The organism is Nocardiopsis sp. CNR-923, from assembly GCF_001942255.1.
GTDB lineage: Bacteria > Actinomycetota > Actinomycetes > Streptosporangiales > Streptosporangiaceae > Nocardiopsis.
This window is the reverse complement of sequence record NZ_MKKC01000081.1, coordinates 1-12,897: the sequence shown is the minus strand read 5'-3', so window position 1 is coordinate 12,897 and position 12,897 is coordinate 1. Positions and strand designations below refer to the sequence as shown.

Sequence of the window (12,897 nt, the reverse complement as noted above, 5' to 3'; positions counted from 1 at the left end):
CTGCCCGACGACCGACGCCGACGACCGACGCGCGCGCTCCGGTGGGCGGTCGCCGATCGCCGACGACCGCCCACCGGAGCGCCACCGCCTCCCCGCCTAGACCGACGGGTCGCGGTCGTAGAGCTTCCCGGCCCAGAGGCGGGAGACCAGGGCGATGCCGACGCACCAGGCGAGGGCGGCGATCCAGGCGTCGCCGACCCCGGTCCCCGTCAGCAGTCCGCGCAGGGTGTCCATGACGGGTGTGAACGGCTGGTACTCGGCGAACCAGCGCAGCCCGGCCGGCAGGGTCTCGGTCGGCACGAAGCCGCTGCCCAGGAAGGGCAGGAACATCAGGGGCATGGGCAGGTTGCTGGCCGACTCGACGGTCTTGGCGACCAGGCCGAGTGCCACCGACAGCCAGGTGAGCGCGAACGACACCAGCGCCAGCAGGCCGAGGGCCGCCAGCCACTCCGCCGGGCCCGCGCTGGGCCGGTAGCCGATGAGCAGGGCGACCGCGACGACCACGCCCGCGCACAGCATCGCCTGGACCAGGCTTCCGACGACGTGCCCGGTCAGGACCGAGACCCGGGCGATGTCCATGGTGCGGAACCGGGCGACGACGCCCTGGGTCATGTCCATGGTCACCGAGATGGCCGTGCCCTGGGCCGCGCTCGTCACCGCGATCAGGACGACGCCGGGCGCGATGTAGTCGAGGTAGTCGGCGCGGCTGGCGGCGGCGCCGTCCGCTCCGGGGCCCATGGCGCCCCCGAAGACGTACACGAACAGCAGCAGGAAGAAGATCGGCATCCCGACCAGGAGCAGCGTCATGGACGGATAGCGCAGCATGTGGCGGAGTTGGCGGGCCACCATCGTGGCTGAGTCGCTGACGGTGTGGGTGATGGCGGTCATCGGTTCGCCTTCCGGGCGTGGTCGTTTGCGCCGCGGTGGCCCGTGAGCGCGAGGAATACGTCGTCGAGGCCCGGGGTGTGCACCGACAGTTCCTCGGGGGTGATCGACGCGGAGTCGAGGCGGTCCAGGAGCGCGCGCAGCGAGGCGATCCCGTCCCCGCCCGGCACGTCCAGTGCCAACGCGTCGGGGTCGGCCTCGCCGCCCAGGGCCTGAGCCGCAGACTCCAGCGCGCGGGCCTCGGTGAAGCGCAGGCGGACGTGCCCGCCGGGGATCCGGCGCTTGAGTTCGGCCGCGGTGCCCTCGGCCACGATCGTGCCGTGGTCCAGGACCGCGATCCGGTCGGCGAGCTGGTCGGCCTCCTCCAGGTACTGCGTGGTGAGCAGGACCGTGACGCCTCCGGCGACGAGTTCGCGGATGATCCGCCACATGTCACGGCGGCTGCGCGGGTCCAGGCCGGTGGTCGGCTCGTCCAGGAAGATCAGCCGCGGCTCGCCCACCAGGGTCATGGCCAGGTCGAGTCGGCGGCGCATGCCCCCGGAGTAGGTGGAGGCGGGCTTGGCGGCCGCGTCGACCAGGTCGAACAGCTCCAGCAGTTCGGTGGTGCGGCGCCGTGCGCCGGCCCGGCCCATGCGGTTCAGCTTCGCCATGAGCATGAGGTTCTCCCTGCCGGTGAGCAGGCCGTCCACCGCCGAGTACTGCCCGGTGACGCCGATCGCGGCGCGTACCGCGTCGGGTTCGGTCGCCACGTCGTGGCCGAGGATCCGGGCGCGGCCCTCGTCGCGCCGATCAGGGTGGAGAGGATCTTGACGACGGTGGTCTTGCCGGCGCCGTTGGGTCCGAGGAGGGCGAAGATCGTTCCGGCGGGAATGTCCAGGTCGACGCCGTCCAAAACGGTGTGGTCGCCGTAGGACTTGCGCAGTCCCGTCACCGTGACGGCCGCGCTGGGGGTGGGCTGGGTCATGTCTGTCTCTCCGTGGTGTCGGGTCAGGACCGGTGGATCAGGACGTCGCCGTGGACGCTGCGGGCGCGGATCTGGACGGTCTCCTCGGTGGGGCCGGGTTCCTCGGCGGCCTCCAGGGAGCTGCGCACGACGCCCTTCCTGGACACCGCGTCCAACCAGGCGGCGGTGCCCTCGACGACGCCGATCTCCAGTTCGCCGAAGGAGGTCTCAACGTCGACACGGCCGCTGACCACCTGGCCGAGCCGGATACTGCCGTGGGTGGTGCGCGCGGTGACGGAGGCCAGGGCCCGGTCGACGGTGATGTCGCCGTGCGCGGAGTTGGCCCGCAGCTCCCCGGCCACCGTGCCGAGGGTGAGGCCTCCGCCGGTGGACTTGACGACGGCGGAGCCGCCGATCTCGGCCGCACGGATCCAGCCGTACCCCGTGGTGAGTTCGGCGTCGCCGGTGACGCGGTCCACGGCGATGTTGCCGTTGGAGAACTTGATCTCGGACGGTCCCAGGCGTCCCTCGCAGCGCAGGTCGCCGAAGTCGCCCGTGGCCCGTACCCGCGATCCCGCGGGCAGTTCGACGGTGACGTCGACCATGCCCTTGCGTCCGATCACGCGGCCCAGGCCCGTGGGCTGGGGGTCCCGCACGTCGAGGCGGCCGTCGGCGTAGGCGACCTCGACCTGTGCGGCGGCCCGCACGTCGCTGTCCTTGTCGGTGTCGCGCGGGCGGACCTCGACGGTGGTCTCGGCTCGGTCTCCGGCGGTGATCTGGACGGTTCCAGCCACCACGGTGAGAGCCGCGGTGATCGGTTCGGGTGTGTCGAAAGTTGGCATGGCTGTCTCCCAGACGTGGCGTTGGTGGGCGTCCCCCCTGGTGGGAGACGTGGTGGTGGAGGTCGGGCGGCCCGGTCGGGTCAGCGGACCCAGCCGGTGTAGCCGCGGCCGATCTGGCGTGCCCGGCCGTCGGGTCGACGCCGCCCGCCGTCGAGCGCCGCCGCCACGGCGCGCACGAGCCAGGCGTTGACCGACAGCCCCTCGGCACGGGCCGCCTCCTCGACGCGCGGCTTGAGGCGGTCGGGCAGGCGCAAAGTGATCCGCGACGTGCCGCCGTCCTCGGCCTCGGCCAGGAGTCGCTCCGCGGTCGTCCCCGGGTCCTGCGCGGCGTCACCCCGGTGGGGCGGCAGTCGATCACCCCCCTCCTGCTCGACGTCCTCGAAGTCGGGTGACGTCACGATGAAGTCAGTTTGGCGTCCGCGCAGTCGAACCTCGACCGAGCCGGGAGCGAGATCCCGGGTGATCTCGTCCGCGGCATCGGACAAGGCGTCCATCAGGGTCAACCGGGCAGCGGAGACGAGCGCCGCGCTGAGGCGCTCGGCGACGGCCCGGGTCTCCTCGTCCCCGGCTTCGGCGGCCACCAGGAGCTGGCTGCGGAGTTCGTCGACGTACGGCATCAGATCCATGACGTCATGATGACGTCATTGGTGGCGTCATGTCAAGCGCCGACAAGGGGGAGTGACGCCACCGGCCCGCCGGCCGGTCCGGATCGCGCCGCTCAGGCCAACGTGGCGTCGAGCCAGTCGAACACCCGCTGCTCGAACACGGCGCGGCCCAACGGCTCGCAGTGCAGGTCGGCGCCCTCCTCGGCGGTGAACCGCACGAGCTCCCGCGGGCCGCGCAGCGCGTCGTGCAGCTGCCGGGACTGACCCGGCCAGAAGCCCTCGCCCTCGGGGTCGGTGATCAGCAGCGGCGTGGTCACGCGGTCCACGACCGGGGAGAGCGTGTACCGGGAGAGCTCCGTGAACAGGTCGAACGGGGCGAAATGGCCGTACGGCTTGGCCCGCCACCGCCAGGTCGCGCGGGCGACCGGGTCGCCGTCGCCCTCCAGGACGTACCGGTCGAAGGCGTCCCGCTCACCCGCCTCCCACAGGTCGCGCATCTCCCGGGGGAAGTGCCGCCACCACACCGCCGCCACGTCCATCACGCCCGGGTCCGCGACGGCGGCGGCGATCCGGTGCTCGAACGCCAGCGCCCGGGGCACCCAGTACCCGGCCTGGCTGATGCCGAGCAGGGCGATCCGCTCGGTGTCGACGTCGGGGCGGTCGTGCAGGAAGTCGACGATCGGCGTGACAACGTTCTCCCAGTCGTGGCGGAACGGCATTCCGCGCAGGAACAGCATCGACTGCTGCCCCGGGCCGTCGAACAGCAGCACGCGGTACCCCCGCGCCACGGCGCCCGCGCCCGCGAGCGACCACACGTCGGTGAGCGCGCCGTCGCTGCCGTTGCAGACGATCAGCGTCGGCAGGGGGCCGAACCGGTCGGGCGGGCCGAACAGGAACCCCGGCAGCACGTCGCCCCCGTAGGGGATGTCGACGCGCTCGGCGGGCGGTTCCACAGCCTCGGCGAAGCGGTCGAAGCAGTCCCGGTGCTCGCGGAAGACCGGAACCAGCCGCTCCGGGTCGTCCGTGGCGTCGATGCTGACCAGCGCGGTGGCGAAGTACCTCGCGGCTCGCAGATGGCCCTCCCCGGCGCTGACCCGGTTCCCCCGGGCGGCGCAGGATTCGGCCTGCTCGCGGACCCGGCGGGCCAGATCCGTCCACGCGGCGAACCACGCCTCGGCGTCACCGCCCGGGGTGATCCGCCCGGCCGTCGCCAGGACCTCGCCGACGTCCGCGGCGCGCCGGTAGACCGCCCCCAGCGCGAGTCGCGTCTCGTAGTCGAACTGGTCGTCGTCGAAGAAGCGAAGTCCCATCCGCCCACCCGTGGTCGGTGCCGGCGCCACCGGCCTGGTCGCCGAGCGTTCCCCCAGGTCAGGCTAGTCCGGAGTCGGGTAGGCGCCGCGGCGCGGCGCGCCGCCCGACCCGGGCGCCCGCCGATGCTCGTGTGACCCGTGTCATAAAGTGGGTGGCGCGGGGGTCGGGAACCGCCCAGGACACGGCTGATGTGCGCGGCACCACACCCCGACGCCGCCGGACCGAACGCGATTCCCTACCATCTCGGAGTATGGACGTCCCTGAGAGAGGCGCTGGCGATCCCAGCGCCCCCAACCTGGCAGAAGGTTCCCGGAAGCCACCCGCGACCGGTGGCGCGAACTCGTCGCGGGGTGCTGCGCAAGAGCGGCGTCGCGGAGGAACGGCTCGCCGACGCACCCGAAGCGGTGCTCGCCACCCGCACCTACGACGGTTTCGACATCGCCCCGCTCTGCACCGGCGACCCCGCCGCGGCCGACCCCGGCTTCCCCGGGCAGCCGCCCTTCACCCGGGGCTACCGGCCCGAGGGCGCGGTCACCGGCGGATGGGACATCCGCGCCCGCCACACCGACACCGACCCGGACACCCTCCGGCGGCGCCTGCACACGGACCTGATGAACGGCGTCGCCTCCCTGTGGGTCGGCGTCGGCGGAAACGCCCTGCCGACCGCCTCCCTCGGCGCCGCCCTCGCCGACGTCTACCTCGACCTGGCGCCCGTCGTCCTGGACCCCGGCCCCGACTACGCCGACGCCTCCCGGGCCCTGTTGGAGGCGCACGCCGACTCCGGCGTCCCGGACGGCCGGATCATCTCCCACTTGGGCATCGACCCGCTGACCACCGCCGCCCGCGCGGGCGGGCGCCCCGACCTGGCCGACCCCGTACGCCTCGCCGTCGAACTCGCCGCCGACCGCCCCCACCTCGGCCTGCTCGTCGCCGACGGCACACTCGTGCACGAGGCGGGCGGCTCCGAGGCCCAGGAACTCGGCGCCGCGATCGCCGCGGGCACCGCCTACCTGCGCGCGCTGCACGGGGCCGGTCTGGACCTGGCCGACGCCGCCCGCCGGATCGAGTTCCGCCTGGCCGCCAACGCCGACCAGTTCTCGGTCATCGCCAAGCTCAGGGCCGTGCGCGCCATGTGGAACCAGGTCCTGTCCGCGTGCGGCCTCGGCCACGACCAGCGCTCCATGCGCGTGCACGCCACCACCTCCGAGGCGATGACCACCCGCCGCGACCCGCACGTGAACATGCTGCGCACCACCGTGGCCTGCTTCGCCGCCGGGGTCGGCGGCGCGGACGCGGTCACGGTCGCCCCCTTCGACTCGGCGGTGGGCCTGCCCGACGACTTCGCGCGCCGGATCGCCCGCAACACCCAGTCGCTGCTCATCGAGGAATCCCACCTCGCCCGGGTGATCGACCCGGCGGGCGGCTCCTTCCACATCGAGGCCCTCACCCGCGACCTGTACCGCGCCGGCTGGGCCTTCTTCCAGGAGCTGGAGGGCGCGGGCGGCGCCGCCGAGGCCCTCGCCGGCGGGCTGCTGCGCGAGCGCGTCGACCAGGTGTGGGAGCGCCGCCGCGCCGACATCGCGCACCGCCGCGCGCCCCTCACCGGCGTCAGCGAATTCCCCGACCTCGATGAGACCCCCTTGGCCAGACCCCCCGACCCCGCCCGGTCCCGCGCCCCCGGCGGCTTCCCCGTCCGCCGCTACGCCCAGGACTTCGAGGACCTGCGCGACCGCGCCGACGCCCGGACCGGCGACACCGGCCAACGGCCCACCGCCTTCCTGGCCACGCTCGGTCCGGTCGCCGCGCACACCGCCCGCGCCTCCTTCGCCGCCAACCTGCTCGCTGCGGGCGGGATCGCGGTCGAACGGCCCGGCCCGCTCGGCGACGCCCACGACGCCGCGCGCGCCTTCGCCGCCTCCGGCCGCCGGGTCGCCGTCATCTGCTCCTCGGAGAAGGTCTACGCCGAGCACGCCGAGACCGCGGCCCGCGCGCTCAGGGAGGCGGGCGCCCGCCGCGTCCTGCTCGCCGGACCGCCGTGCGACTCCTACCGAGAGGCCGGGGTGGACGTGTTCGCCCACCAGGGCTGTGACGCGGTCGCCCTGCTCACCGACCTGGCGGACGTCCTGCTCACCGACCCCCCGGCTCGACCGGACGCCTCCGGCGCGCCCCGACCCGCAGCCTCCCGGGAGGAGATCGCATGATCCCCGACTTCTCCACCGTGGCCCCCGAGCCGCCCGAGCCCACCGGCGACGCGCCGCCGCCTGGCGCGAGGCCGTCCAGGAGCACAGCGGCAAGGCCGTCGACGCCCTGGAGTGGGAGACCCCCGAGGGCATCTCCGTCAAGCCGCTCTACACTCCCGCCGACCGCGCCGGCCTCGACTTCGTGCACGGGCTGCCCGGCATCCCCCCGTACCTGCGCGGGCCGTACCCCACCATGTACGTCAACCAGCCCTGGACCGTCCGCCAGTACGCGGGATTCTCCACCGCCGAGGCGTCCAACGCCTTCTACCGGCGCAACCTCGCGGCCGGGCAGAAGGGCCTGTCCGTCGCCTTCGACCTGGCCACCCACCGCGGCTACGACTCCGACCACCCCCGCGTGGCCGGCGACGTCGGCATGGCCGGGGTGGCGATCGACTCCATCTACGACATGCGCCAGCTCTTCGACGGCATCCCGTTGGACCGCATGAGCGTGTCGATGACCATGAACGGCGCGGTGCTGCCCGTCCTCGCGCTGTACATCGTCGCCGCCGAGGAGCAGGGGGTGGCCCCGGAGCGGCTGTCGGGGACCATCCAGAACGACATCCTCAAGGAGTTCATGGTCCGCAACACCTACATCTATCCGCCCCAGCCGTCGATGCGGATCATCTCCGACATCTTCGCCTACACCTCGCAGCGGATGCCGCGGTTCAACTCCATCTCGATCTCCGGCTACCACATGCAGGAGGCCGGGGCCACGGCCGACCTCGAACTGGCCTACACGCTCGCCGACGGCGTCGAGTACATCCGCGCCGGTCAGCGCTCCGGACTGGACGTCGACCGGTTCGCGCCCCGGCTGTCGTTCTTCTGGGCGATCGGCATGAACTTCTTCATGGAGGTCGCCAAGCTCCGCGCCGCCCGCCTGTTGTGGGCGCGCCTGGTCAGGGACCTGGGCGCGGTCCAGGACAAGTCGCTGAGCCTGCGCACCCACTCCCAGACCTCGGGCTGGTCGCTGACCGCCCAGGACGTGTTCAACAACGTCGCCCGCACCTGCGTGGAGGCGATGGCCGCGACCCAGGGGCACACCCAGTCGCTGCACACCAACGCGCTGGACGAGGCGCTGGCCCTGCCCACCGACTTCTCCGCGCGCATCGCCCGCAACACCCAGCTCCTCCTCCAACAGGAGTCCGGCACCACGCGGGCGGTCGACCCGTGGGGCGGCAGCTACTACGTCGAGCGGCTCACCCAGGAGTTGGCCGCGAGGGCGTGGGGGCACATCCAGGAGGTCGAGAAGGCGGGCGGCATGGCGGCGGCGATCGACGCCGGTCTGCCCAAGATGCGCATCGAGGAGGCCGCCGCCCGGACCCAGGCGCGGATCGACTCGGGGCGCCAGCCGGTGATCGGCGTCAACAAGTACCGACCGGACGCCCACGACGAGATCGAGGTCCTCAAGGTCGACAACGCCCAGGTGCGCGCCCAGCAGCTGGAGAAGCTGCGGCGGCTGCGCGAGGAGCGCGACGAGGAAGCCGTGCGCTCCGCCCTGGACGCGCTCACCGAGGCGGCCGGCCGCGAGTCGGTCGCCGACGAGGCGCTCACGGACAACCTGCTGGCCGCCGCCGTGGACGCGGCCCGCGCCAAGGCCACCGTGGGGGAGATCTCCGACGCGATGGAGAAGGTGTTCAGCCGCCACTCCGGCCAGATCCGTACCATCCAGGGTGTGTACAGGGACGAGGCGGCCGGCAGCGAGGACGCGGCGGGGCTCATGGAGCGCGTGGGCGCCCGCGTGGACGAGTTCACCGAGGCGGAGGGGCGGCGCCCGCGCATCCTGGTCGCCAAGATGGGCCAGGACGGGCACGACCGGGGGCAGAAGGTCATCGCGACCGCCTTCGCCGACCTGGGGTTCGACGTCGACGTCGGTCCGCTGTTCCAGACCCCCGCGGAGGTGGCGATCCAGGCCGTGGAGGCCGACGTCCACGTGGTCGGGGTGTCCTCCCTCGCGGCCGGGCACCTCACCCTGGTCCCCGCGCTGCGCGAGGAGCTGGCCGGGCTCGACCGCGAGGACATCATGATCGTCGTCGGCGGCGTGATCCCCCCGGCGGACTTCGAGCCGCTGCGCCAGGCGGGGGCGGCGGCGATCTTCCCGCCCGGGACGGTGATCGCCGAGGCCGCGATCGGGCTGCTCGACCAACTGGAGGAACGCCTGGACCATCCCGGGCGGGAAGGGGAGTGAGCGTGGCCGACGACGGCCCGGCTTCGGGGACGCGCGGCCGGAGGCGGCGCGCGGTGGACGTGGACGCCCTCGCCGAGGGGGTGCTCGCCGGGCGCCGGCCGACCCTGGCGCGGGCGATCACGCTCGTGGAGTCACGCCGCCCGGACCACGCGCGCGCCGCCCAGGACCTGCTGGTGCGGCTCCTCCCGCACACGGGCCAGGCGCGGCGGGTCGGGATCACCGGCGTCCCCGGCGTCGGCAAGTCGACCTTCATCGACGCGCTCGGCGGTCGGCTCACCGCGGCCGGGCACCGGGTGGCGGTGCTCGCGGTCGACCCCTCCTCCACACGCACCGGCGGCAGCATCCTCGGCGACAAGACCCGGATGGCGCACCTGTCCGTGGACCCCGACGCGTTCATCCGACCCTCGCCGACGGCGGGCACGCTGGGCGGCGTCGCCCGGGCGACGCGCGAGACCATGCTGCTCATGGAGGCCGCGGGGTACGACGTGGTGCTCGTGGAGACGGTGGGCGTCGGCCAGTCCGAGGTCGCCGTGGCCGCGATGGTCGACTGTTTCGTCTTCCTGACCCTCGCGCGCACGGGCGACCAGTTGCAGGGCATCAAGAAGGGCGTCCTGGAGCTGGTCGACGTGGTCGCGGTGAACAAGGCCGACGGGCCGCACGCCGACGACGCGCGCCGCGCCGCCCGGGAGCTGTCCCGGGCGCTGCGTCTGCTCCAGCCCGTGCACCCCGACTGGCGCCCGCCCGTGCTGACGTGCAGCGCCCTGACGGGGGACGGCTTGGACGAGGTGTGGGAGACCGTGGCCGAGCACCGTGCCGTGCTGGAGCGCGGCGGCGGGCTGGCCGAGCGCCGGAGCCGCCAGCGGGTCAGCTGGATGTGGGACCAGGTGCGCGACCAGGTGATGGACACGTTCCTGCGCGACCCGCGGGTGAGCGCGCTCGCGCCCCGTCTGGAGCGGGGAGTGCGGTCCGGGGAGACCACCGCGACCCTCGCGGCGCGGGAACTCCTCGACGCGTTCACGCGAACGATCACGCGGAGTGATCGTTCCTCGGGCGAGTGAACCGAAAGTCACCACGGGTGGTGTGACGCCGACCACGTGTGTCGGGTGGGCGGTTTCACCGCCCCTCATGTCGTGAGATAACACGGTGTCAACGGGCGTTAACAGGCACCTCGGAGCGGGTTCGTGCCCAGGAGACGAAAATTTCTTCCGTGATGGCATTCCCGAACGGGCCGTTCGCCTATACCGTGTGTGTCCAACGACTTACCAGACCGCGGGTGCGCCAGCTTCGTCCCCTCGGTGGTTCGGCTCTGTGGGAGTGGCGCCGGGCCCCGAAGGCGCGGCCCGCCGGTCTGCGTATGGTTTAGCGAAGGGACCCCCGCCATCTCAACGTGGGGCCGGGAGGAGTGATCGTGCACAGGCTTGGACTGAGCACGCGGGTAGACAGCCGCAGCGTCATCGTCGCGATCGAGGGTGAACTCGACATCGCGACCGCCGCCGACCTCCAGGAGCACATCGAGTCCGCGATCGAGGCCCATGGGCCGTTCCTGATCCTGGACCTGTCCGCGTTGGACTTCATGGACTCCAGCGACTCAACGTCATCATCAACGCCTACCGAACCGTCCGCGAGCAGGGCGGTTCTCTCGCGCTCGCCGCACTGAACGAGCGCGTGACCAAGGTCGTCCGCCTGGTCGGCCTGCATCGCCAGGTCCCGGTCCACCAGACCGTGGCCACCGCCGTCGCCGCCATGGACGCCCTGGAGGCCAAGCGGCAGGCCGGGTAGTCTCCGGGCGCATGACCCGAATTCTGCCCCCAGTCCCGTCGGCGTGCCGTGGGACCACAACAGTCACTACCACGGACACCTCCTCCGCCAGGTGCCCTCCGGCCGGAGCCGTGCCCTGGACGCGGGGTGCGGCGACGGAAGGTTCGCCCGGGTGCTGGCCCAGCGCGGCCTGACCGTGGACGCGGTGGACGCGTCCGCGGAGATGGTCGAGCTCGCCCGCCGCAGGACCCCCGCCCGGCTGCCCGTGCGCTACCAGCACGCCCGCCTGGAGGAGGCCGAACTCGCGCCGGAGGGGTACGGCTTCGTGAGCGCGATCGCCAGCGTCCACCACATGCCGTTCGGCCCGACCCTCGAACGGTTGGCCCGCGCCCTGGAACCCGGCGGGACCCTGGCCGTCCTGGGCCTGTACCGCGAGGAGGGGTGGGAGGACCTGGCCGCGAGTCTGGTCGCGCTCGGCCCGCAGTGGGGGATCGGGCTGGGGCTGCGCGCCGCCCGCCTGGCGACCGGCACGCCCGACCTGGTGCGGATGGCCGGCCACGCGGACATGCCCATGCGCGAACCGGGGATGAGCCTGCGGGAGATCGGGGTGGCCGCCGCCCGGCACCTGCCGGGGGCCCGGCTGCGCCGCCTGCTCATGTGGCGGTACTCGCTGGTGTACACGCGGCCGGAGTAGGCGATCCGGCACGGGGGCCGCGCGGATCGTCGGCCCCCGTCGTTAGCATGGCCCCGACCAGTCGCACCCACCGAGAGGACGAGGACCGTGTTCGTCATCGCCGGAAGCATCAGCGTGGATCCCGCCGACAGGGACGCCTACCTGCGGGGCTGTGCCCCGATCGTGCAGCGGGCCCGTACCGAGCCCGGATGCCTGGACTTCGCGCTCTCCCCGGACCCGCTGGACCCGGCCAGGATCAACGTCTACGAACGGTGGGAGTCCGAGGCCGACCTGGAGCGCTTCCGGGGGTCGGGCCCCTCGGAGGACCAGGAGGGGGAGATCGTGTCGGCCTCGGTGGCGCGGTACGTCGTCGCCTCCGTCCAGGCTCCGTGACGCCGGGGCGGCGGTCAGTCCGGTCGGTCCGCCGGCTCGGACAACCGGTCGACCACGCGCTCGGCGTCGCGCTCGGCCCGGGTGCGTTCGAGTTCGGCCCGCAGTTCGACGACGACCTCCCGTAGCTCGCGGAGTTCGGCGCTGGTGAGCGCCTTCTCGGCGTCCCCCTTCTCGCCCTCGATGGTCTTGACGAACCAGGACGCCAGCACACCGGTGATGACACCGAGCAGGGCGATCCCCACGAGGAACAGACAGATCGCGACCAGCCGCCCCATGTCCGTCACCGGGTAGTGGTCGCCGTAGCCGACCGTGGAGATCGTGACCAGCGTCCACCAGGAGGCGTCCCCGATCGTGGTGATGTTGGCCCCCGGGGCGTCGCGCTCGGCGCGCAGGACCGCGAGGGAGGCCACGAGCAGGATGATCACGGTGAGCACGGCCGTGTAGAGCAGGACGTTCCCGCGCGCCGACACCGACAGCTTCCGGTGCAGGATGGACACCACGCTCAGCAGCCGCACCAGGCGCAGGGGACGCAGCATCGGCAGGAGGCAGATGGCCAGGTCGAGGAGGTTCGCGCGGACGAACGCCCACCGGTCCGGGGCCAGGTACAGCCGGACCAGGTAGTCCACGGTGAAGGCGAACCACACCACCCACGCGGCGGCGGCGCAGGCGTTCTGCCACCGCTCGGACAGGTCGGGGTCGAGGATCGGCCACGCGTAGGCGGCCAGGAAGCCCACGGCCAGGGCGAGCAGGGGCCACTCGGTGGCGTGCTGCCACTGTTCGAGGCGTTCGGGGTCGCGCGCGTCGGTCTTCTTCCGGGGGTCGTCCACGGCCATCTCGATCAGCCCTCAGGGGTGTCGGCGTAACGTGCGGGTCGCGCGGGGGTGCGGCTAGAGCTGTTCTGGTGGGTGACTTCGGGGAGCCTGCGGGGCGGTGGGCGTCGGGCGGCGGCCGGGAGGGCCGACGCAGGGTGAGGGTGAGGGCGCCCACGAGGACGCCCGCGGTTGACGTGCTGATCGTGTGTGCTCCGCGCACGGTTGGCCTCCGCTCTTCGCCCGAGCCGTG

General features: G+C 73.0%; 8 protein-coding genes and 4 pseudogenes. 6 read left to right on the top strand and 6 right to left on the bottom strand.

Annotated features, from left to right (window positions below; genetic code table 11):
- Positions 1-96: 96 nt before the first annotated feature.
- From BJF83_RS12500 to BJF83_RS12480, 5 genes and pseudogenes are all read right to left on the bottom strand, one after another.
- Complete coding sequence (locus BJF83_RS12500; protein ID WP_075926418.1) at positions 97-888, bottom strand: ABC transporter permease; 792 nt, start codon at positions 886-888, stop codon at positions 97-99.
- Positions 885-1,849 (bottom strand): annotated as a pseudogene (locus tag BJF83_RS12495) (ATP-binding cassette domain-containing protein). Before BJF83_RS12495 ends, BJF83_RS12500 begins: the two are co-directional and overlap by 4 nt.
- A gap of 23 nt (positions 1,850-1,872) precedes the next feature.
- A complete protein-coding gene (locus tag BJF83_RS12490) occupies positions 1,873-2,670 on the bottom strand; it encodes a DUF4097 family beta strand repeat-containing protein (protein WP_075926417.1) in 798 nt (265 codons plus the stop codon).
- 80 nt (positions 2,671-2,750) lie between these two features.
- A complete protein-coding gene (locus BJF83_RS12485) occupies positions 2,751-3,296 on the bottom strand; it encodes a histidine kinase (RefSeq protein WP_316042265.1) in 546 nt (181 codons plus the stop codon).
- Positions 3,297-3,388: 92 nt separating this feature from the next.
- Positions 3,389-4,585, bottom strand: coding sequence for a S9 family peptidase (locus tag BJF83_RS12480; protein ID WP_075926416.1), 1,197 nt, complete (start codon positions 4,583-4,585; stop codon positions 3,389-3,391).
- Between the two features lie 251 nt (positions 4,586-4,836).
- Between BJF83_RS12480 and BJF83_RS12475 the strand changes: the two are divergent.
- The 6 genes and pseudogenes from BJF83_RS12475 to BJF83_RS12450 all read left to right on the top strand — a co-directional run bounded on the left by BJF83_RS12475 (position 4,837) and on the right by BJF83_RS12450 (position 11,835).
- A pseudogene (locus BJF83_RS12475) lies at positions 4,837-6,787 on the top strand (methylmalonyl-CoA mutase family protein).
- Positions 6,784-9,011: pseudogene (scpA, locus tag BJF83_RS12470) on the top strand (methylmalonyl-CoA mutase). Before BJF83_RS12475 ends, scpA begins: the two co-directional pseudogenes overlap by 4 nt.
- 2 nt (positions 9,012-9,013) lie before the next feature.
- On the top strand, positions 9,014-10,069 hold the full coding sequence (meaB, locus tag BJF83_RS12465) for a methylmalonyl Co-A mutase-associated GTPase MeaB (RefSeq protein ID WP_075926443.1): 1,056 nt from the start codon (positions 9,014-9,016) through the stop codon (positions 10,067-10,069).
- Positions 10,070-10,419: 350 nt separating this feature from the next.
- Positions 10,420-10,790: pseudogene (locus BJF83_RS12460) on the top strand (STAS domain-containing protein).
- Between the two features lie 43 nt (positions 10,791-10,833).
- The gene (locus BJF83_RS12455; protein WP_075926415.1) at positions 10,834-11,463 is read left to right on the top strand and encodes a bifunctional 2-polyprenyl-6-hydroxyphenol methylase/3-demethylubiquinol 3-O-methyltransferase UbiG; all 630 of its coding nucleotides are present in this window, start codon (positions 10,834-10,836) and stop codon (positions 11,461-11,463) included.
- Positions 11,464-11,550: 87 nt separating this feature from the next.
- The gene (locus BJF83_RS12450; protein ID WP_075926414.1) at positions 11,551-11,835 is read left to right on the top strand and encodes a putative quinol monooxygenase; all 285 of its coding nucleotides are present in this window, start codon (positions 11,551-11,553) and stop codon (positions 11,833-11,835) included.
- Between the two features lie 14 nt (positions 11,836-11,849).
- On the opposite strand, the gene BJF83_RS12445 is transcribed toward BJF83_RS12450, so the two are convergent.
- A complete protein-coding gene (locus BJF83_RS12445) occupies positions 11,850-12,662 on the bottom strand; it encodes a potassium channel family protein (RefSeq protein WP_262391492.1) in 813 nt (270 codons plus the stop codon).
- Positions 12,663-12,897 lie beyond the last annotated feature (235 nt).

Excerpts from the sequence above, each read along its gene's own strand:
- BJF83_RS12500 (WP_075926418.1), bottom strand. The coding sequence starts at position 888 with ATGACCGCCATCACCCACACCGTCAGCGACTCAGCCACGATGGTGGCC.
- BJF83_RS12490 (WP_075926417.1), bottom strand. The coding sequence starts at position 2,670 with ATGCCAACTTTCGACACACCCGAACCGATCACCGCGGCTCTCACCGTG.
- BJF83_RS12485 (WP_316042265.1), bottom strand. The coding sequence starts at position 3,296 with ATGGATCTGATGCCGTACGTCGACGAACTCCGCAGCCAGCTCCTGGTG.
- BJF83_RS12480 (WP_075926416.1), bottom strand. The coding sequence starts at position 4,585 with ATGGGACTTCGCTTCTTCGACGACGACCAGTTCGACTACGAGACGCGA.